Source organism: Nonomuraea diastatica, assembly GCF_004349015.1.
Classification (GTDB): domain Bacteria; phylum Actinomycetota; class Actinomycetes; order Streptosporangiales; family Streptosporangiaceae; genus Nonomuraea; species Nonomuraea diastatica.
On the sequence record NZ_SMKP01000093.1, the window covers coordinates 19,950 to 39,123 of the forward strand.

The window sequence follows — 19,174 nt, forward strand, 5'->3', positions numbered from 1 at the left end:
CGCGGGAGCCGGTCGGGAGCGTGCGCGCGGGGGTCAGGGAGGCGGGGCGCGATCACTGGCGGGCGCGGCGCCTTCGGGCAGTCTGACGGCGAGACGATCGCGGTCTGCGCGGGCGCGGAGGGCAAGGTGCTGGGCAGGGCCTCCGCAGGTGGTGTGGGTGGGGCTTGTGGGTTTACCCAGGTCACAGGTTGACATCAATGTCACGTAATGCGAATCACATATTTTCTCTATGGACACGAGTTCCGTGCCCTGTTCGAGATCTTCCTGTGACGGCCCCGAAAGCGTTTCCGTGAGGCGGCGAGATCGCGGTGCCGGCGGCGTTTCCCCAGCTCAGGCTGGGTAGCATGCAAGCTTGGCGAGAAGTTTAACCCACCGGACGACCCGGAAAAAGGACAAGCGATTTTCCCTACCCGGTGACACCTGGGCCTCAAACATCGCGGGCCGAAGACGGTTCGGAGGAGCACACAGGTCCGTCCGCTAGGTTCGGAGCCCATGTTGGCGAAACGCATCGCCGGTTCGACGTACGCATGGAGGCCCTGCTCGCATGCGCAGGGCCGGGTGTCTCCGAGCGGCGCCGAAGCGGCGGAGCGCATCGCGAGGCCACGGTACCTCCGGGCCTTCCCCTCTTTTATCGGAAACCGAACGGCGGGGACGCCTGTCTTTGATGATCCGTTCGGATGAGCATCATTAACGATATCGGCACGAACGGGAGTAAAGCGTGACGGCCAACCGTTGGACGCGTCGGGATTTCTTCAGAAGCTCGGGACTCACTGCGGCGGCCCTCGTCGGCGGCCCCGCCCTCATCGCCGGTTGCAGCCGCGTCGACGACGGCACCACCAGCGCCTCGCAGAGCGCTGACCCCCTCGCCCGCTTCAAGCAGGCGGGCACGATCAAGGTCGGCATCGCCAACGAGCAGCCGTACGGCTACCGCGACAAGGACGGCAACCTGACCGGCGAGGCCCCCGAAGTGGCCCGCGTGATCTTCAAGGCGCTCGGTGTGGACAACCTGGAAGCGCAGATCGTCGACTCCTTCGGTTCCCTGATCCCCGGGTTGCAGTCGAAGCAGTACGACTTCATCGCCGCCGGCATGTTCATCACCCCCGAGCGGTGCTCGCAGATCGCCTTCTCCAACCCCGACTACGCCGGCACGACCGCGTTCCTGGTGGCCAAGGGCAACCCGAAGAAGATCACCAGCTTCGAGGAGATCGCGCAGGGCGACGCCAAGGTCGGCGTGCTCGAAGGCGCCGTGGAGAAGGGCTACGCGGAGAGCGGCGGCGTGAAGGGCGGCCAGATCCAGGTCTTCCCCAACCAGAACGCGGCTTTCAAGGGCATCCTCGCCGGCCGGGTGGACGCCATCGCGCTGACCGCCGTCTCGCTGCGCTGGACGCTCCAGCAGCAGTACGCGGAGGAGCCGCTGGAGGTGACCGAGTCGTTCGTGCCGGTCGTCGACGGTAAGGAGCAACTCGGCGCGGGCGGGTTCGGCTTCCGCAAGGAGGACACCGGGCTCATCGAGGCGTTCAACGCCGAGCTGAAGAAGCTCCAGGACTCGAACGGCGTACTGCCGCTCATCGAGAAGTTCGGCTTCACCAAGACCGAGGTCGACAACGCCGCCAAACTCACCGCCCAGCAGCTCTGCGCGGGCTCCTGACGCGAGCATGATGACCGTCAACCCGTGCAGCGGGGACCTGCCTGGCGTCTTCGGCGAGACGATGCCCTTCCTGTGCCAGGGAGCCGTGGTCACGTTGCAGAGCGCGGCGGGCGGCGCCGCGCTCGCCATCGTCATCGCCCTGATCGTGGGGCTGATGGCGTCCTCGCCTCTGCGGACCGTCAGGGGCGTCGCCCGCGTCTACATGGAGTTCTTCCGCGGCACGTCGGTGCTCGTCCAGCTGTTCTGGCTCTTCTACGCGATGCCCATCCTCACGGGTTACCAGCTGGACAAGGTTTTCGCCGGCGTGCTGGCGCTCGGTCTCAACCTCGGCGCCTACGGCTCGGAGGTGGTGCGCGGCGCACTGCAGGCCGTGCCTGTCAGCCAGCGTGAGGCCGCGATCGCGCTGAACTTCACGCCGCTGCAGCGGATGCGCCACGTCATCCTGCCGCAGGCGTTCGTCGAAATGGTCCCCCCGATGAACAACCTCCTCATCGAGCTGCTCAAAGCGACGTCGCTGCTGTCCGTCATCACCGTGGCCGACCTGGCCTACGAGGGCCGGCTGCTCGTCAACTCCGGGAGCGACCAGCTGATCGTGTTCGCGCTGATGCTGGTGATCTACTTCCTGTTCTCGTACGCGATCACGTTGGTGATGAGGGTCATCGAGAGGCGGGCCGCCCGCATGGTGGGCCGGGGCAAGCCGCGGCGGCGGGCCACGGCGGCAGTGGAGGCGGCCCGATGATCTGGGACTGGAACTGGACGCTGGAGATCCTTCCCCAGCTGCTCACGCAGGGACTGCTGGTCACCGTCCAGGCCACGCTCGGCGGCGCGGTGCTCGCGTTCGCGCTGGGGTTGGTCGTGGCGCTGCTGCGCCGCTCGCGCAGGGCGTACATCAGCCGGCCGGTGGGCGCCGTCATGGAGTTCATCCGCAGCACGCCGCTGCTGGTGCAGCTGTTCGTGCTCTACTACGTGCTGCCGGACTTCGGGTTCAAGATGACCGCGCTGACGACGGGCATCATCGGGCTGGGCGTGCACTACGCCGCCTACACCTCGGAGGTCTACCGTGCGGGCATCGACGGTGTGCCGAAGGGGCAGTGGGAGGCGGCGATCGCCCTCAACATGCCCCGCCCCTACACCTGGATCAGCATCGTTCTCCCGCAGGCCGTGCGCCGGGCGCTGCCCGCCCTGGGCAACTACGTCGTGGCGATCTTCAAGGAGTCGCCCCAGCTGTCCGTGATCACCGTCGTCGACGTCGTCGGGCTCGCCCGCGGGGTCGGCTCCGAGAGTTTCCGCTACCTGGAGCCGATGACCATCGCCGGGCTGTTCTTCCTGCTCATCGCGATCCCGGCGTCGATGCTCGTCCGTCGTATGGAGCGCCGTCTTGATACCTGATACGCAGTCCGAGAAAGATCCACATGCCGGCAACGACCAGCAGTGGATGATCCAGTTCGACAAGGTCGTCAAACGGTTCGGTGACGTGACGGTCCTGCGCGAGCTCGACTTCCACGTCAAGCCCGCGGAACGTGTCACCCTGATCGGGCCGAGCGGGTCGGGGAAGACGACGATCCTGCGCCTGCTGATGACACTCGAACGGGTCACCTCCGGCACCATCGAGGTCGACGGCCAGTGCCTGTCCCACATGAAACGTGGCGGCCGTACCGTGCCCGCCGACGAGAAGCACCTGCGTCAGGTCCGTAAGAAGATCGGCATGGTGTTCCAGCAGTTCAACCTGTTCCCCAACATGAACGTGCTGCGCAACATCACCGAGGCGCCGGTGCGGGCCCTCGGCGTCCCTCGGGAGCAGGCGGAGGAGAAGGCCCGCGAGTTGCTGGAGATGGTGGAGCTGTCCGACAAGGCGCTCGCTCATCCGTCGCAACTGTCGGGAGGGCAGCAGCAGCGGGTCGCCATCGCGCGGGCGCTCGCGATGGAGCCGGAAGTGTTGCTGCTCGACGAGGTCACCTCGGCGCTCGACCCCGAGCTCGTCTCCGGCGTGCAGTCCCTGCTGCGTGACATCGCGCGTTCGAGCAACCTGACCCTGCTCTGCGTCACCCACGAGATGAACTTCGCCAGGGACATCTCCCACCGGGTCCTCATGTTCGACCAGGGGCAGATCGTCGAGGACGGGCCTCCCGAGCAGATCTTCAACGAGCCCGAGCAGCAGCGCACACGGGAGTTCCTCCAGGCGGTGCTGGACGCCTCTGGTCAGCGCCTCTGGTCAGCGCAGGTCGAACCGGTCGAGGTTCATCACCTTGTCCCACGCCGCGACGAAGTCGGTCACAAACTTCTCCCTCGCGTCGTCGCTCGCGTAGACCTCCGCGAGCGCCCGCAGCTCGGAGTTCGACCCGAAGACGAGGTCGGCCCGGGTGCCGGTCCACTTGACCTCGCCCGTGGCGCTGTCACGGCCCTCGAACGTGGTCTGGTCCGGGGACGTCGACTTCCACGTCGTGCCCAGATCGAGCAGGTTGACGAAGAAGTCGTTGGTGAGCTTCCCGGGGGTCTCGGTGAGGACGCCGAGCGGCGACTGCCGGTGGTTCGCGCCCAGGACGCGCAGGCCGCCGACGAGCACGGTCATCTCGGGAGCGCTCAGGGTCAGCAGGTTGGCCCGGTCGAGCAGCAGGAATTCGGCCGCCAGCCGGTGGCCCTTGCCGACGTAGTTGCGGAAGCCGTCGGCGGTGAGCTCCATCGCGTCGAACGACTCCACGTCGGTCTGCTCCTGCGCGGCGTCCACGCGGCCCGGCGTGAAGGGCACCTGGACGTCGAAGCCGGCGTCCCTGGCGGCCTTCTCGACGGCCACGCACCCGCCGAGCACGATCAGGTCGGCCAGCGAGACCTGCTTGCCGCCGGTCTGGGCGGCGTTGAAGGCCTGCTGGATCCCCTCCAGGGAGCGCAGCACCAGCGCCAGCTCGTCGGGGTCGTTGACCTCCCACCCGTTCTGCGGCTCAAGGCGGATGCGGGCGCCGTTGGCGCCGCCGCGCTTGTCGCTGCCGCGGAACGACGAGGCCGACGCCCACGCCGTGGACACGAGCTGCGACACCGACAGGCCCGAGGCCAGGATCTTGCCCTTGAGCTCGGCGATGTCCGCCGCGTCGACGAGCTCGTACGTCCTCGCGGGCAGCGGGTCCTGCCACAGCAGCGTCTCGGACGGGACCTCCGGGCCGAGGTAACGCTCGATCGGGCCCATGTCGCGATGGGTCAGCTTGAACCACGCCCTGGCGAACGCGTCCGCGAACGCGTCGGGGTTTTCGAGGAAGCGGCGCGAGATCGGCTCGTAGACCGGGTCGACCCGCAGCGACAGGTCGGTGGTCAGCATGGTCGGGGCGTGACGCTTCGACGGGTCGTGGGCGTCGGGCACGGTGCCGGCGCCCGCACCGTCCTTCGGCCGCCACTGGTGGGCGCCCGCCGGGCTCTTGAACAGCTCCCACTCGTGGCCGAAGAGGATCTCGAAGAAGCTGTTGTCCCACGTGATCGGGGTGTTGGTCCAGATGCCTTCAAGGCCGCTGGTGATGGTGTCGCCGCCCTTGCCGGAGCCGAAGGTGTTGCGCCAGCCGAGGCCCTGCTCCTCGAACGAGGCGGCCTCGGGGTCGGGGCCGACGTGGTCGGACGGGCCCGCGCCGTGCGTCTTGCCGAAGGTGTGACCGCCCGCGATCAGGGCGACCGTCTCCTCGTCGTTCATCGCCATGCGGCGGAACGTCTCGCGGATGTCGCGGGCCGCGGCGAGCGGGTCGGGGTTGCCGTTCGGGCCCTCCGGGTTGACGTAGATGAGGCCCATCTGCACCGCGCCGAGCGGGTTCTCGAGCTCGCGGTCGCCGGTGTAACGCTCGTCGCCGAGCCAGGTGGACTCGGGACCCCAGTAGACGTCCTCCTCCGGCTCCCACACGTCCTCACGGCCGCCGGCGAAGCCGAAGGTCTCGAAGCCCATCGACTCCAGGGCGACGTTGCCGGACAGGACCAGGAGGTCGGCCCACGAGAGCTTCTTGCCGTACTTCTTCTTGACCGGCCACAGCAGGCGGCGGGCCTTGTCGAGGTTGGCGTTGTCCGGCCAGCTGTTGAGGGGGGCGAAACGCTGCTGGCCGGAACCGGCGCCGCCGCGGCCGTCGCTGACCCGGTAGGTGCCCGCGCTGTGCCACGCCATCCGGATGATGAACGGGCCGTAGTGGCCGAAGTCGGCCGGCCACCAGTGCTGCGAGGTGGTCAGCACCTCCGCGATGTCGCGCTTCACGGCCGCGAGGTCGAGGCTCTTGAACGCCTCGGCGTAGTCGAACCCCGCGCCGAGCGGGTTGGCCACGGCCGGGTTCTTGGCGAGGATCTTCAGGTTGAGCCGCTCAGGCCACCACTGGCGGTTTCCGCCCCCCTGAGTCGGGTGCAGTGCGCGCTCGTGCGCCACCGGGCAGCCGCCCTCGCCCGCGGTCTTGGGGTCAGTGACGATTGCTTCGTGGTTCTCGGACATGGATTCCTTCCGATATCGGGACTTCCTGGCACTCAGGAATTGCGACTGGTGGAACAGCCGGGGCACAGGCCCCAGTAGATGACCTCGGCCTCGTCGATGGTGAAACCGTGGTCGTCCGACGCGACCAGGCAGGGTGCGTGACCGACCGCGCAGTCGACGTCGGCGACGGCACCGCACGACCGGCACACGACGTGGTGGTGGTTGTCCCCGACACGCCCCTCGAACAGGGCCGCGCTGCCGGCCGGCTCGATGCGGCGTACGAGGCCCGCGGCGGTGAGCGCGTGCAGGGCTTCGTACACGGCTTGCAGGGAGATGTGACCGACGCGCTCGCGCACCCCGGAGGCGATCGCCTCGACGCCGAGGTGGTCGCCGTTCCTGACGGTTTCGAGCAGCGCGACGCGGGCTGCCGTCACCCGCAGTCCTGCGCCGCGCAGCTCCTCGGCAGTCGTCGGCGTTTTGGGTGCGGTCATGGTCGCCAACCTATCGCCATAAACACGAACGATACAAGATAACGAACGATGCAAATTAAGTGGCGTGCCGGAGGCCGTCGGAAAGCTGCTGCGGATCAGGCGCCGTTGTCGTCGAGGCGGACGAAGGTCGCCCCCGCGGCGGCGGCGCGGGCGCCGAAGACGTGCCCGTCGCACATCCGCGTCTCCGTGCCGGCCCGGTCGATCACCTTCCACGTCACCGGTTCCTCGCACGGCCGGCCGAGCCGGTCATGGTCCCAGGTGCGCTCGCACACGCGGCACGTGGTGACACCGGCTTTGGAGGACAAGGTGTTGCCGTGCTCGGGGCAGACGCCCCACGGCAGGCCGCACGGCTGGACCTGGAGCCTGACCAGGTCGGTGGCCGCCCGATGGAGGTCTTCCGCGCCCCGGGCCAGCCGGGTCGCGGCGTGCCGCGCGGTCGTGAGGGGCTCGGGCTCCGGCTGGGCGGCGCGGTCACACAGCGCCAGGACCTCGGCGGTGAGCGCCTCGGCGCGGCCCGCGAGGTCGCGCAGGTGTGCGGGAGTGACGGTCATGGCGGCTTCCATCTCGCGAGGGCCGCCGTGCGTGCGGCCGGGAAGGTTGCTGATCTGGACACTACGTCTTATCCGGCGCGGCCGTGCCGACCGACGTTCCGGCGACAAAGGTAAGGTCAAGTCCGGTGATGGAGTCATCACCAAGGGTGACCATGGGCCGGTGACCCAACCGCTGCCGCGCACGCCCGGCGTCGAGCTCCTGGACGTCCACCGGCTCTCCCTGGTCGAAACCGCCGCGCCCCGGCTGTCGCCGGACGAGCGGGCGGCCATGAACCACCTGTGGGAGGAGGCGGTCCTCGCCAATCCGAGCCTCTTCGACGGTCCGGTGGTGGCGTGCGCGAGCCTCGGCTGGGAAGGGCCGCACAGCCTGGTGGTCTCCTGGGTACGCACGACGTTCCGGCATCACGTCCTGCGCCGGGTCATGGGCTCCGCCGCGTGGTTGCCGTCCCTTTTCGTGGCCGTCGTGCAGCCGGCGGACGACGGGCGCCTGCTGGTCGGGCGGATGTCACGGGTCACGGTCGCGCCCGGCCGCTGGCAGCTGCCCGGCGGCTCCATGGAACCGCCCCAGGGCGACGAGCCCCTCGACGTGGCCGCGCTGGGCAGGCATGCCGCCCGCGAGCTGGTCGAGGAGACCGGCGTCGACACGTCCCCCGAAGACCTGAGCCTCTGGCTCGTCACGCGCGGCGCGACCGGGAACGTCGGTGTGCTGTTCAGCGCGCCGAGCAGGCCGGCGTCGTTCCTGCGCGCACGGTTCGCGGCCCTGCCGGCCGCGGAAGAAGACCCCGAGTTCGACCGGATCGCCCTGGTCCGCTCCCCGGCCGAGCTGGGCGGGCCTCTGGTCGACTACCTGGAGCCGATCGTCCGCCGCTGTCAGCGGTCGGGTCAGATCACGCACATGGCCTGAGCGGGCGTTCCGGTCTCCACGATGCGCCTGTCCTAGTGCAGGAGCGCCAGCCAGCGGCCGTGCGCGGTCCAGCAGTCGACCTCGGCGAAGCCGCCGGCCAGGCCGATCCGCCGGATGTCGCCTGCCGAGACGGTAGCCCAGCCGAACCACTCCCCGGTCAGCGGCCCCCGGCGCAGCCGCAGCCGGTCGACCCGGCTTCGTGTCCCGGGCGGCGCGACCTCGGCCACGATCGTGCCGCCCGGCCGCAGGAGCTGCCTGAGCCTGTGGAGCAGCGCTTCCGGGTTGCCGCCGATGCCGATGTTGCCGTCGGCGAGTAACGCCGTCGCCCAGCGGCCGCTGCCGGGGACGTCGTCGAAGACGTCCCGGAGCAGGGCGAAACCTCCGGCGCGGCGGGTCAGGGCGACGGCGCGCGGCGTGATGTCGATACCGAGAGCGCGGACTCCGCGCCGGGTCAACGCCGCCGTGAGACGCCCGGGGCCGGAGCCGACGTCCAACGTGGGGCTGGAGCAGCGGCGGAGGAGTTCCTCGTCTCCGTCGATCGGCTCGAACCAGTGGGCGGTCTCCAGCGTGGCGCGGGTGCCGTCCACGTATTCGAGCTCGGCGGTCTCCCCCGCGAGGGCGTCGGCGTAGAGTTCCCCGATCACCGGCTCAGCTCCCGCAGCGTGGCGGCGAAACAGGACGCGGGCGCCTCGGCGGCGACCGCGGCGGCGTCGGCCGCGGTGTCGACGTCGGTCAGCTCGGGCAGGTGGTGCACGGCCAGCCCGGCGCGTTCGAGCCGGTCCAGCTGGTGCTTGCCGGTCTCGGGATGCGACATGGGCACCCCCAGGAGCAGCGTGGGGTCCGGTCGCCGCAGGCCGAGCAGCCAGAACCCGCCGTCGGCGGCCGGGCCGTACACCGCGTCGTGCTGCTCCAGCGCCTCCCCGGCCTCGCGCAGGAGCGCGGGGGTGACCTGCGGGGTGTCCATGCCGATCAGTACGACGGGGTCAGGTCGCAGCCGGTGGGCGTCGGCGAAGGCAGCCGCCAGGCGCTCGTCCAGGCCGGCGCCGCGCTGCGGGATCACCACGAACCCCGCGGGCAGCCAGCGGCCCGGCAGCCCGTCGAGGGCGAGCACCCGCTGGGTCGCCGGCGCCGCGGCGGCGGCGCGCACGCTGTCGCGGAGCGCGGCCTCGGCGAGGGCGGCGGCCTCGGCCGGGCTGTACGGCGGGGTGAGGCGGGTCTTGACCTTCCCGGGCACCGGTTCCTTGGCGATGATCACGAACTGGAACATGTGATGGCTCAGCGTGCTCAGTCCTTCCGAGATGCTGACAGCAGGTGATCCGCCACCGCGAGCAGGGCGATGGCTGCGAGGACGATGACGAGGTTGACGCCGTACGACAGCGGCAGGATCGACGGGTTGTCGGCCCGCCGGCCCAGCGCCAGCACGGTGGGGAGGGTGGCGAGCGTCAGCGTCGCCGCCAGGATCAGGGCGGTCCGCAAGGGCTGGGGCCACCGGCCGATCACCGTGCCGGCCACCGCCACACCTGGGGCGAGCAGGGCGTCGTGGACGACGAGCACCCCGCCGAACCAAAGAGTCCATCCGATCAGGACGCCCTCAAGCGCCAGCCCGGCCAGTCCGAGGACGATCAGGGCGCCGCCGGCCGCGTAGCCGACCCACTTCATGTCACTTTCACTTCCTTGACCCACTTGGTCTGCTGGACGCCAGGCCGATTCGGCGCGATCAGGCGCACCGGGAAACCGTGGTCGGCGCTCAGCGTCTCCCCGTTGATCCGCAGGGCCAGCAGCGTCAGCGGATCGCTCCAGTGAGGCGGGCGGACCTCGCTGCTGCGGTACCCTCCCACCCGCTCCAGGGACTCGACGACGACGAAGGCGTCCGGGGAGGCGCCGGCGGACAGGAGCAGGTCGCGCAGCCGCACGCCGGTCCATTCGCACTCCACGCTCCAGCCCTCCACGCACGCGATCGGCAGGCGTACGGTGTGCTGCGGCAGCCGCAGCAGGTCGGCGTAGCCGAGCGACAGGGGCGTGCGTACACCCGTGACCAGCAGCCGGTAGCCGGCGTCGGGCACCACGCCGGCCGCGGCCGCCGACCTGTTGACGGGCACGCCCTGCGGACCGACGCGGGGATCGCGCGGGGCCAGGACGGCCAGCCGGGCCAGCGGGGTGACCGCCTCGCCCGCGGTGACCAGGGCGGTCAGACCGCAGGCCGCGGCGACGGTGAACAACAAGCGCCTGCGTTCCGGGCTCTCCACGCGGGTCCACAGGTTCCGCCTGACCTTGGCCCACTCGTTGGCCACGTGGATCAGGAGCGCGCCGTAGACGATGTAGGCCGTCCAGTAGTGCGCCTGGAGGAAGCCGAACGGCCACGGGTAGACGTAGGCGATGTTCAGCGTCCCGGTGACGAGCTGGAACAACGCGCCCGCCACCAGGAGCAGCACGCACAGGCGCTCGACGGCGTGGCCCGCGGAGCGGAACGGAGGCCACTGCCACAACTTCGGGTAGACCGCCCAGAGCTTGGCCAGCAGCAGCGGGACCGTGGCGATCCCGCCGACGACGTGCAGCCCTTGGGTGACCCGGTAGAGGTTGACCGGCCGGGAGGGCCACAGCAGCCAGGCGGGCGGGTGCTGCACGAAATGGCTGAACAACCCGGTGACGAACGCGACGGTGAAGCTCACGCCCAGCCAGACGCCCATCTTCCCGGCCACCTGCTCGGAGCGCAGGGTGCTGGTGAACTTGGCGGAGACGGTGCTGAGGTTCATGGGCGTACTTCCGCGGGGTGGGGCCGGCGTGCGGCCCAGCCGACCAGCACGGCCAGTGCGGCGGCGGCGTAGAAGGGGGTGCCGAGGTTGCCGGGGTCGGCCGGGCCGGCGGTGTAGGCGACCGCGCCCGCCAGGGCGACGCCCAGCCATTCCACCCGTCCGTCCATGGCGACCAGCGCGACGACCAGCAGCGCATACCAGGAGTACCCGGGGGTGAACAGCAGCAGGAGCGAGCCGCTGACCAGCAGCGCGCCTCGCCAGGGCCGGTCGGCGTCGCCGTACCGCAGGACGAGGAGGACGACCAGGCCGATCAGCGCGATCGCGGCGTAAGGGGCCCAGGAGTCCGGGAGGAGCAGCCGCAGGACCGCGTAGCGGTTGCCGTGGCCGGCGCCGTCGTAGCGTTCCTCCTTGAGGTAGCCCGGCAGGTATCCCAGGACGGCGGTTCCCGAGGCCAGCACATAGGGCACGTAGGACAGCGCCACCACGAGAGCGGCGGGCACCACGGTGACGAGGACGCGCCGCCACGCCACGCCGTTCGCCAGCACGCCGGACAGGGCGCCGGGGAGCGCCGTCGCGGGCAGCAGCTTGGCCGCCACGGCCGCGCCGAGCAGCGTGCCGCGGGCGCGACCGGCGCTGACGGCGCCGAAGGCCAGCACCACCAGCAGGACGCCGAGCATGTCGACGTGCGCGTTGTTCACGGCCTCGATCGGCACCGCGGGGCACCACGCCCAGTGCGCCGCCCGCCGGGCGCCCGCGAGCCGGCACAACACCACCAGCGCCAGCACGGCCATCACCCAGCCGCCGAGCTGGAGGACCTTGTGCCGGGAGCCCTCCGGCGACAGCCAGTGGATCAGCAGGAAGTACCCCTGCGCGACCGGCGGGTAGATCGTGGGTTCGGCGGGCCGGTTGATCCTGGTGCAGCCGTCGCCGGGCAGGGGCCACAGGCGGGGGGCGTCGCAGCCGGGTGGGAAGAGCCAGTCGTCGCGCAACCGTTCGAGAGCCGGGTCGGCCGGTGGGTGGTCGTAGGGGGAGATGCCCGCGGCCTGCACCCGGCCGTCCCACGCGTACCGGAAGGAGTCGGTGCTGCTGCTCGGCGGGGCCGCCAGCCCGGTGGCGGCCAGCATGATCCCACCGGCGACGACCAGCGCGCCGAGCCGCCGTTCCGGCACCCGCCTGGCCAGCCACAAGGCGGCCCCGAACAACACCCAGGCCGACAGGGTCCAGCCCAGGCCGGGTGGTCCGGCCACCATCCTGAGCAGGACGGCTGCCAGGGCGGCGAGGGCCCCGCAGGCGAGGAGCAGGCTTCGGTTCACAGGCGGCAGCCTCGCATCCCGGTGCCGCTTCCGAGCCGTGGCGGCGTGCTCTGTTCGCCCTCCGTAAGAGCCCTTACGAACCGCTTACGTCTTTTCGGCGCGGCCGGGGCGACGGGCTAGCGTCGGCGGCGTGAGAGTGATGGTCACCGGCTCGGCCGGTTTCATCGGCGGACACGTGGCCGAGACCCTGAGCGCGGCGGGTCACGACGTCCTCGGCCTGGATCTGCGCGACGGCGACGACGTGCGCGACGCGGAGGTCCTGGACACGCTGTTGCCGGGCGTCGATGTCGTCGTGCACCAGGCCGCCAAGGTGGGGCTCGGCGTGGACGTCTCCGACCTGCCCGACTACGCCTCGGTCAACGTGTACGGCACAGCCGTCCTGCTGGCCGCCATGGCCAGGCACCGGATCGCACGCCTGGTGCTCGCCTCCTCCATGGTGATCTACGGTGAGGGCGACTACGAGTGCGTCTGGCACGGCCGGGTCCGGCCGGGGCCGCGTGCCGTACCGGACCTGGAGCAGGGCCGGTTCGAGCCGGTCTGCCCGCGGTGTGACGAGCCGGTGCGCTGCGCCTCCATCGGAGAGGACGCCCCACCCGATCCGCGCAACGCCTACGCCACCAGCAAGCTCGCCCAGGAACACCTGACCGCCAACTGGGCCAGGGAGACCGGCGGAAGCGCCGTGGCGCTCAGATACCACAACGTGTACGGCCCGCGCATGCCCCGCGACACCCCCTACGCGGGAGTGGCCGCGATCTTCCGCTCCGAGCTGGCGGCAGGCCGGCCTCCGAAGGTGTTCGAGGACGGCCGCCAGCTCCGCGATTTCGTGCACGTGCGCGACGTCGCCCGCGCGAACCTGGCGGCGGTCCTGGCCTCGTCGCGACCCGGCGCGCTGAGGGCCTACAACATCGCCAGCGGCGCCCCGCACACCGTGGGCGAGATGGCGGACGCGCTGGCTGCCGAGCAGGGCGGACCCAACCCGGAGATCACCGGAGGCTACCGGCTGGGCGACGTCCGCCACATCGTCGCCTCTCCTGAACGGGCCTGCCTCGAACTGGGCTTCCGCGCCGAGATCGGCTTCGACGCGGGGATGAAGGAGTTCGCCCGATCATGACGGTCGACGTGATCCTTCCCTGCCTGAACGAGGAGGCCGCGCTCGGCTGGGTCCTCGGACGCATGCCCGCCGGTTATCGCCCTCTCGTGGTCGACAACGGCTCGACCGACCGCTCTGCCGAGGTCGCCCGCGATCTCGGCGCCCACGTCGTCCACGAGCCCCGGCGCGGCTTCGGCGCCGCCTGCCACGCCGGCCTGCTGGCCTCGACCGCCGACGTCGTCTGCTTCATGGACGCGGACGCCTCACTCGACCCTCGCCAGCTCCCCGGGGTGGTGGCACCCGTCACCGGCGGCCACGCCGACCTGGTCCTCGGCGCCCGCCGACCGCGAACCGCGGGTGTCTGGCCCTGGCATGCCCGGCTCGGCAACGCCGTCCTCGCCCGCACCCTGCGCCGCCGTACCGGGGCCCTGCTGCACGATCTCGGGCCGATGCGGGCCGCCGGGCGGCAGCGGCTCCTGGAGCTCGGGCTGACCGACCGCCGGTTCGGCTACCCGTGCGAGATGGTCCTGCGCGCCGCCGCCGCCGGCTGGCGGATCGCCGAGACAGAGGTCGACTACCTGCCCAGGACGGGACGCTCCAAGGTCACAGGGACCGTTCGCGGCACCCTGCAGGCCGTCTCCGACATGCGGCGGGTCATGGCCGAACTCGGGTGAGCCCCGCCGCGCGTACGGTCGCCTGATGGGTGATCAATGCGGAAAGAACCTTGCCGCAACGGCTCCTAGCTTGGGGATTCCTCCAACCGACAAGGAGCTCCCCATGGATATCCGGCCGTTCACCATCGCCATCCCCCAGCCCGACGTCGACGACCTGGCCGACCGGCTGGCCCGGACCCGGTGGCCCGACGAGCTCCCCGGGGTCGGGTGGACCCGCGGCGTGCCGCTGGAGTTCCTCAAGGAACTTGCCGCGTACTGGGCCGACGGGTACGACTGGCGGGCCGCCGAGGCACGGCTCAACGCGTACCCGCAGTTCACGACCGAGATCGACGGGCAGCGCATCCACTTCCTGCACGTTCGCTCCGGCAACCCCGGCGCGCTCCCGCTGGTGCTCACCCATGGCTATCCCAGCGGATTCGCCGAGTTCACCCAGCTGATCGAGGAGCTGCGGGAGGACTTCCACGTGGTGGTCCCCTCGCTGCCGGGCTTCGGCTTCTCCACCCCTGTGCACGAGACCGGCTGGTCGATGGGCCGGACCGCGCGGGCGTGGATCGAGCTGATGCGCCGCCTCGGCTACGACCGGTACGGCGTCCACGGCGGCGACGTCGGCGGTGGCGTGTCGGGTGCGGTGGCCGGCCTGGACGGCGAGCACGTCGTGGGCGTCCACATCGTGACCGACCCGTACAGCGCGGCGGCCACGGCCACCTTTCTGCCGGGCATGGGCGAGGGTCTCGACCCGTCGGACCCGGTGGACCGGTCGGCCCTCGACCGGATGGCCCGGTTCCGCACCGAGGACAGCGGCTACCTGGCGATCCAGAACAGCCGCCCGCAGACGATGGGCTACCTGCTCAACGACTCACCGGCCGGGCAGCTCGGCTGGATCGCGGAGAGCTTCGAGCGGGCGACGGACCTGCCGTACGACCGGGACCAGCTGCTCACCATCGTGAGCCTGTACTGGTTCACCGGCTCAGGCGTCTCCGCCGCCCGCTTCCTGTACGAGCAGGCCCACTCCTCCGACTGGGGTGCGCCGCCGGCCGTGCCGCAGGGGTTCGCGGTGTTCGGCGCGGACCCCACGGTGCGCCGGCTCGTCGGCCCGCCCGCCGACGCGCACTGGACGGAGCACGAGCGGGGCCTGCACTTCCCGGCGATGGAGGCCCCGAAGGAGCTGGCCGCGGACCTGCGTACCTTCTTCGGCGGCCCGGGCGCCGGCGAGGTCGTGCACTAGTGGGATGTCTCGGACCGACCGCCTCACGGACATGCTGTGACCGCCTCGCTCGCGTTGCCGGGAGCGGTGAACGCGGACCGGTGGCCGGCGACGAACTCGGCGAACGACCGGGCGGGGCGCCCGGTCACGTCGGGAACGGTGGTGGTCACCCGGTCCTCCGCGCCGCGCCGGATGTCCTCGTCGAGAGCGGCGAGCATGCCGGCGTACGCGGGGGGCAGGCCGGTGGCGACGAACCGCTCGGCCATCGCGGCGGCCTCGACGGGCCTGTGCCGTACGGTCCGGCCGGTGACGTCGGTGATGACGGCGGCGGCGTCGGCGTAGCTGAGCGCCTGCGGGCCGGTGATCAGGTGGTCGGTGTCATGCGGCGCGGCGTCCAGCAGCGCCCGCACGGCGACCGCGGCGATGTCGGCGGCGTCCACGAACCCCACCCGGCCGTCACCGGTCGCGGTGACGATCTCGCCGCCGGCGCGGATGCCGTGCGCGACGGGGTGGTCGCCGGTGAAGTTCTGCATGAACCAGGACGGCCGCAGAACCGCCCATTCCGGCACGGTCGCCCGCACCACCCGAGGCAGCGTCCCGATGCCGGGCGCGTCCTCGGGCAGCGCGGACGAGCTCAGCAACACCACCCGGCGCACCCCGGCGCCCACCGCGCCGGTCAGGAACGACCGCACCAGCGGCGCCGGGTCGAGCGACCCGGCGGGGGCGATGAGGTAGATCCCGTCCATCCCCGCCACGGCGGGGCGGTGGGTGTCCGGATCGTTCCAGTCGAACCGTACGTGATCAGGGTTTCCTGCGGCCGGTGACCGCGTGGCGACGCGTACAGCGGCGCCCTGCTCACCCAGCTGGGCGGCGACCCGGCTGCCGGTGGTCCCGGTGCCGCCGATGACCAGCACGCTCATGCGCCCGCTCTCCCGCCGGTGAAGGCGGCCGTCATCGCGTCGAGCCCGCCCATCGTCTCGGCCGCGGCGAGCGGGCTCCAGTAGTCGCGGCAGCGCACGATCTCGCCGTCGCGTGCGGTGACGACCGTGATGTAACGCATCGTGTACGGCTGACCGGTGGCCACCACCACCCCCGCGATCTGGAACTCCGCGACGGCGACGGCCGGATCCGCCGTCTCGTGGACCACCTGCTCGACGACCTCCTTGACGTCCAGCAGGTTGGGATAGTCGCGCAGGTAGTCCTCGATGGCGGCTCGGCCGTCCAGCCGGGCGGGGTAACCCTGCGGGGCGAACGGGAACTCGATGACTCCGTCGACGGCCCAGAGCCCGGCGTAGCCGATCATGTCTTTGGCGAGCAGGCGCCGGAGCGCTTCTGCGATGAGGTCGCGCGCGGTGGTCATGGATCTCTCCCCGGGGTAGTCGAATGGACGATACGGTACCGTCCCGTTCATCATAGGGCGGGACGGTACCGTATCGTCCACATGTATGCTCCGGGCATGACCGGACGTACTCGCCGCCCACCGACCGGCGCCGCCGTTCTCCAGCCGCAGATCACCTCCGCGATCAGCGAGGCCGTGCTGGACGAGCTGGCCGAGCGCGGCTACGGGCGGCTGTCGATGGAGGCGGTGGCCCGGCGCGCGGGCGTGGGCAAAAGCGCGCTCTACCGGCGCTGGCCGCGCAAACAGGACATGGTGCTCGCGGTGTTGTCGCAGATGAGCGTGCCGCTGGCCGAGTTCCCCGACACCGGGTCACTGCGCGGAGACCTGATCGCGGGCCTGGCCGCCATCCGCGACTGGCTGACCCACCCGCGGTTCGTCCTCATCCTGCCCGACCTGACTGCCGAAGCCGCCCGCAACCCCGTACTGGCCGAAGCGATCCAGGACACCATCGGCACCCCCCGGCGGCAACTCGGCTCGGCCGCCCTGCACCGCGCGGTCGAACGCGGCGAACTCCCCGCCGACCTCAACCTCGAACTCGCCCTCGACCTGCTCGCCGCCCCCATCCACTGGCGGCTCAACGTGCGCCAGGCGCCCATCGAGCCCGGCTACCTCGAAGCCCTCGCCGACCACCTCATGCGCGCGCTGGGAGCCACGGAACACCACTGAGCCGACCATGCCCGCCACAGGCGGCCGGGCAAGGGGGCCTGTCCACGACCTCGCGTCCTTATTGTCGGTGACCGTCGATACCTTCGACCCATGGAACCGCGTCGCGAATGGACCGTGCACGATCACCTCGACGGCAAGCCCGCCGCCTCCGTCGCCCTCTACGAACGCTTCGTCTCGTTGGTGGAGGCGTGCGGCCCGTTCACCTATGCGATCTCCAAGTCCGCCATCACGTTCAAGGGTGAGCGCCGCGGCTTCGCCGGCGCCAAACCGGACGCCCGGGGGCTCGTGGGCTACCTCGACCTCCAGCGCCAGGTCGACGATCCCCGCATCACCCGCTGTTCCCCCTACACCAAACGGCTCTTCGTGCACGCCTTCCGCGTCACCGCCGCGGGCCAGCTCGACGACGGGTTCGCGGCGTTGGTTCGAGAGGCGTACGACGTCGGCCAGGGCGGCCACCTCAAATGAGCCGCGTCGTGAGCGCTTCGAGAAGGGGGTCGCTCAGGAGCGGCCCGCCCGGCGATCAGGGAAAGCACGTTTCTGATCGCCGGGGGAGGGGGATGGCCGCCGCGGCGTCGGGGGGTCGGCGCGCCGCACCCCGCTTGTCCCGTGCGCTGCCGGTAATGCGCAGGCGGCAGGTCGGGCTCCGGAGAGGTGGCGTCCGGCGCGCGTCGAGGATCTCGGCTGCCGCGGCTTCACCGGGATCCTCGGCTCTCACGAGCTGTCAGCCCTTGCTCCAGATCGCCGCGAAGGTGCTGCCCTCGGTGTCCAGGACCACAGGCTTGTAGCCCAGGGCCTTCATCTTGGTGTTCTGCAGGGTGTAGGTCACGCGGGACAGGTTCAGGTGTTCCTTCAGGCCGGCCGTGCTGCCCTTGCTCCACACGGTGGTGTAGAGCTGACCGGGCTCGATGGCCATGAGGACGGGGCGCAGGCCCTGCCTGGCCATCGCCAGGAGTTCCTTGCCGCGCGCCTCCACGGTCTGGCCGAGGCTCACCTTGACGGCTCCGGTGACGGCTCCGGTGACCCAGACGGCCGCGTAGAGCGGCTTCTCGACGGTGCCGTAGACGTCGACCGAGGCGAGGCCGAGGCCGGCGGCGCTGAGCTTGGCGTTGAGCTTCTGGAAGGCGTCCTTGGTCAGGTCGACCTTGGCCTCGGCCTTACCGGATGCCTTCTTCTCGAAGACCGCCGCGAAAATGGAACCAGAGCCCGAGCCGGTGCCGCTGATGATGGTGGGCACGTAGCCCAGCTTCAGCTGCTCGGTGATGCGCTTCTGCAGGTCGATGGCCGTCAGGCCCTGCAAGACGTTGACCTTGCGGGTGACGTCCTTGACCCAGAGAGACGCGTACTGGGGGTTGGCCGCGTTCGTCACGCTCAGCGCCTGCGGCACGTAGCCACTCTTCAGCAGCTGCTTGACGCGCTTCAGCTGTGCCAGGGGGTTGAGGCCCTGGAGGGGAAGCACGTCGTCCAGCGGTAGGTTCTGCTGGACGCTCGTCGTCGCGGGCTGCGCGGCGGCTGCAGGGGAGGCAACAGCCAGCAGGGGAGCGGTAGCCGCCGCCAGAGCGGTGCTGATGGCGATGATCCTTCGGGCGCTCCGCATGATCCTCCTCGGGTAAAGGGTGTCCCTTATTTTTGGGCAGGAAGGGACCATAACAGAGGATGAGGGATATTTGACCATGCGTCACAGCGATCGTGATCCGGCTGTGTCAGATCGTTCACGTCTAGAATGCGATTCGATAACGGTGGGCGAAAGCGCGGCATCGTCGCAGGTCAGCACATGCGTCAGAGGTAAGATCATCGAGGGAATGGCACGGTCTAATCAGTCGACCCGGGGCTCCGGATTTGCTGTCCCGTTCGATTTTCATCTTCTTCGTAAATCGGGCATTTCGGTCACGGTGTTGTGAGCGGGCTCGGCACCTTGATCATCGCCACGTCCGGGCTCCGCGGAATCAAGCGATCTTCTACCTGTCGCCAAGGATCTCTAGCGACAATCACCACGGTGAGTCACGAACCTTCGCACATTGGCCCATACACGATCGTTCGCCCGTTGGGGGAGGGTGGGAT

The 19,174-nt window shown here is 70.4% G+C and carries 20 protein-coding genes and 1 pseudogene; 10 read left to right on the plus strand and 11 right to left on the minus strand.

Annotated elements, in window-relative coordinates; all coding sequences use genetic code 11:
• Positions 1-718: 718 nt before the first annotated feature.
• From ehuB to ehuA, 4 genes and pseudogenes are all read left to right on the plus strand, one after another.
• Positions 719-1,648, plus strand: a complete 930-nt coding sequence (gene ehuB, locus E1294_RS29080; protein WP_132513592.1) for an ectoine/hydroxyectoine ABC transporter substrate-binding protein EhuB — start codon at positions 719-721, stop codon at positions 1,646-1,648.
• A 7-nt stretch (positions 1,649-1,655) separates the two neighbouring features.
• A complete protein-coding gene (ehuC, locus tag E1294_RS29085; protein WP_246083347.1) occupies positions 1,656-2,387 on the plus strand; it encodes an ectoine/hydroxyectoine ABC transporter permease subunit EhuC in 732 nt (243 codons plus the stop codon).
• Positions 2,384-3,037 carry an ectoine/hydroxyectoine ABC transporter permease subunit EhuD gene (ehuD, locus tag E1294_RS29090; RefSeq protein WP_132513594.1) on the plus strand — a complete coding sequence of 218 codons (654 nt, stop codon included), beginning with the start codon at positions 2,384-2,386 and terminating at the stop codon, positions 3,035-3,037. The genes ehuC and ehuD overlap by 4 nt, the downstream gene beginning before the upstream one ends.
• A gap of 46 nt (positions 3,038-3,083) precedes the next feature.
• Positions 3,084-3,839, plus strand: a pseudogene (ehuA, locus tag E1294_RS29095) (ectoine/hydroxyectoine ABC transporter ATP-binding protein EhuA); the annotation flags it as partial.
• A gap of 21 nt (positions 3,840-3,860) precedes the next feature.
• On the opposite strand, the gene katG reads toward ehuA, so the two are convergent.
• From katG to E1294_RS29110, 3 genes are all read right to left on the minus strand, one after another.
• On the minus strand, positions 3,861-6,092 hold the full coding sequence (gene katG, locus E1294_RS29100; protein WP_132513596.1) for a catalase/peroxidase HPI: 2,232 nt from the start codon (positions 6,090-6,092) through the stop codon (positions 3,861-3,863).
• Between the two features lie 32 nt (positions 6,093-6,124).
• Complete coding sequence (locus E1294_RS29105) at positions 6,125-6,562, minus strand: Fur family transcriptional regulator (protein ID WP_132513598.1); 438 nt, start codon at positions 6,560-6,562, stop codon at positions 6,125-6,127.
• Between the two features lie 95 nt (positions 6,563-6,657).
• Complete coding sequence (locus E1294_RS29110; RefSeq protein WP_132513600.1) at positions 6,658-7,113, minus strand: hypothetical protein; 456 nt, start codon at positions 7,111-7,113, stop codon at positions 6,658-6,660.
• A 160-nt stretch (positions 7,114-7,273) separates the two neighbouring features.
• Here E1294_RS29110 and E1294_RS29115 point away from each other — a divergent pair, with 160 nt between their 5' ends.
• On the plus strand, positions 7,274-8,017 hold the full coding sequence (locus E1294_RS29115) for an NUDIX hydrolase (protein WP_220447998.1): 744 nt from the start codon (positions 7,274-7,276) through the stop codon (positions 8,015-8,017).
• Between the two features lie 32 nt (positions 8,018-8,049).
• Here the strand turns inward: E1294_RS29115 and E1294_RS29120 are convergent, their stop codons facing one another.
• The 5 genes from E1294_RS29120 to E1294_RS29140 are packed head-to-tail and all read right to left on the minus strand — an operon-like array spanning position 8,050 to position 12,083.
• Positions 8,050-8,661, minus strand: a complete 612-nt coding sequence (locus E1294_RS29120; protein ID WP_132513602.1) for a methyltransferase domain-containing protein — start codon at positions 8,659-8,661, stop codon at positions 8,050-8,052.
• On the minus strand, positions 8,658-9,284 hold the full coding sequence (locus tag E1294_RS29125) for a TIGR04282 family arsenosugar biosynthesis glycosyltransferase (protein ID WP_132513604.1): 627 nt from the start codon (positions 9,282-9,284) through the stop codon (positions 8,658-8,660). The genes E1294_RS29120 and E1294_RS29125 overlap by 4 nt, the downstream gene beginning before the upstream one ends.
• A 17-nt stretch (positions 9,285-9,301) precedes the next feature.
• Entirely contained in the window at positions 9,302-9,676 is a 375-nt protein-coding gene (locus E1294_RS29130) for a hypothetical protein (RefSeq protein WP_132513606.1), read from the minus strand.
• Positions 9,673-10,770: a molybdopterin-dependent oxidoreductase gene (locus E1294_RS29135; protein WP_132513608.1), complete on the minus strand. Its 1,098-nt coding sequence runs from the start codon at positions 10,768-10,770 to the stop codon at positions 9,673-9,675. Before E1294_RS29135 ends, E1294_RS29130 begins: the two co-directional genes overlap by 4 nt.
• Positions 10,767-12,083, minus strand: coding sequence for a glycosyltransferase 87 family protein (locus E1294_RS29140; RefSeq protein WP_220447999.1), 1,317 nt, complete (start codon positions 12,081-12,083; stop codon positions 10,767-10,769). The genes E1294_RS29135 and E1294_RS29140 overlap by 4 nt, the downstream gene beginning before the upstream one ends.
• A 139-nt stretch (positions 12,084-12,222) precedes the next feature.
• On the opposite strand from E1294_RS29140, the gene E1294_RS29145 reads away from it, so the two are divergent.
• The 3 genes from E1294_RS29145 (at position 12,223) to E1294_RS29155 (ending at position 15,072) form a co-directional block, all read left to right on the plus strand.
• Positions 12,223-13,194: an NAD-dependent epimerase/dehydratase family protein gene (locus E1294_RS29145; RefSeq protein ID WP_132513634.1), complete on the plus strand. Its 972-nt coding sequence runs from the start codon at positions 12,223-12,225 to the stop codon at positions 13,192-13,194.
• Positions 13,191-13,847, plus strand: a complete 657-nt coding sequence (locus E1294_RS29150) for a glycosyltransferase family 2 protein (RefSeq protein WP_132513610.1) — start codon at positions 13,191-13,193, stop codon at positions 13,845-13,847. The genes E1294_RS29145 and E1294_RS29150 overlap by 4 nt, the downstream gene beginning before the upstream one ends.
• A gap of 103 nt (positions 13,848-13,950) precedes the next feature.
• Positions 13,951-15,072 carry an epoxide hydrolase family protein gene (locus tag E1294_RS29155; protein ID WP_132513612.1) on the plus strand — a complete coding sequence of 374 codons (1,122 nt, stop codon included), beginning with the start codon at positions 13,951-13,953 and terminating at the stop codon, positions 15,070-15,072.
• Between the two features lie 23 nt (positions 15,073-15,095).
• On the opposite strand, the gene E1294_RS29160 is transcribed toward E1294_RS29155, so the two are convergent.
• Complete coding sequence (locus E1294_RS29160) at positions 15,096-15,971, minus strand: NAD(P)H-binding protein (RefSeq protein ID WP_132513614.1); 876 nt, start codon at positions 15,969-15,971, stop codon at positions 15,096-15,098.
• Positions 15,968-16,411: a nuclear transport factor 2 family protein gene (locus E1294_RS29165; protein WP_132513616.1), complete on the minus strand. Its 444-nt coding sequence runs from the start codon at positions 16,409-16,411 to the stop codon at positions 15,968-15,970. The genes E1294_RS29160 and E1294_RS29165 overlap by 4 nt, the downstream gene beginning before the upstream one ends.
• Positions 16,412-16,507: 96 nt before the next feature.
• Here E1294_RS29165 and E1294_RS29170 point away from each other — a divergent pair, with 96 nt between their 5' ends.
• A complete protein-coding gene (locus tag E1294_RS29170; RefSeq protein ID WP_132513618.1) occupies positions 16,508-17,116 on the plus strand; it encodes a TetR/AcrR family transcriptional regulator in 609 nt (202 codons plus the stop codon).
• A gap of 90 nt (positions 17,117-17,206) precedes the next feature.
• Positions 17,207-17,581, plus strand: coding sequence for a DUF5655 domain-containing protein (locus E1294_RS29175; protein WP_132513620.1), 375 nt, complete (start codon positions 17,207-17,209; stop codon positions 17,579-17,581).
• Positions 17,582-17,837: 256 nt separating this feature from the next.
• Here E1294_RS29175 and E1294_RS29180 read toward each other — a convergent pair whose 3' ends face one another.
• On the minus strand, positions 17,838-18,710 hold the full coding sequence (locus E1294_RS29180) for a hypothetical protein (RefSeq protein WP_132513622.1): 873 nt from the start codon (positions 18,708-18,710) through the stop codon (positions 17,838-17,840).
• Positions 18,711-19,174: the final 464 nt, after the last annotated feature.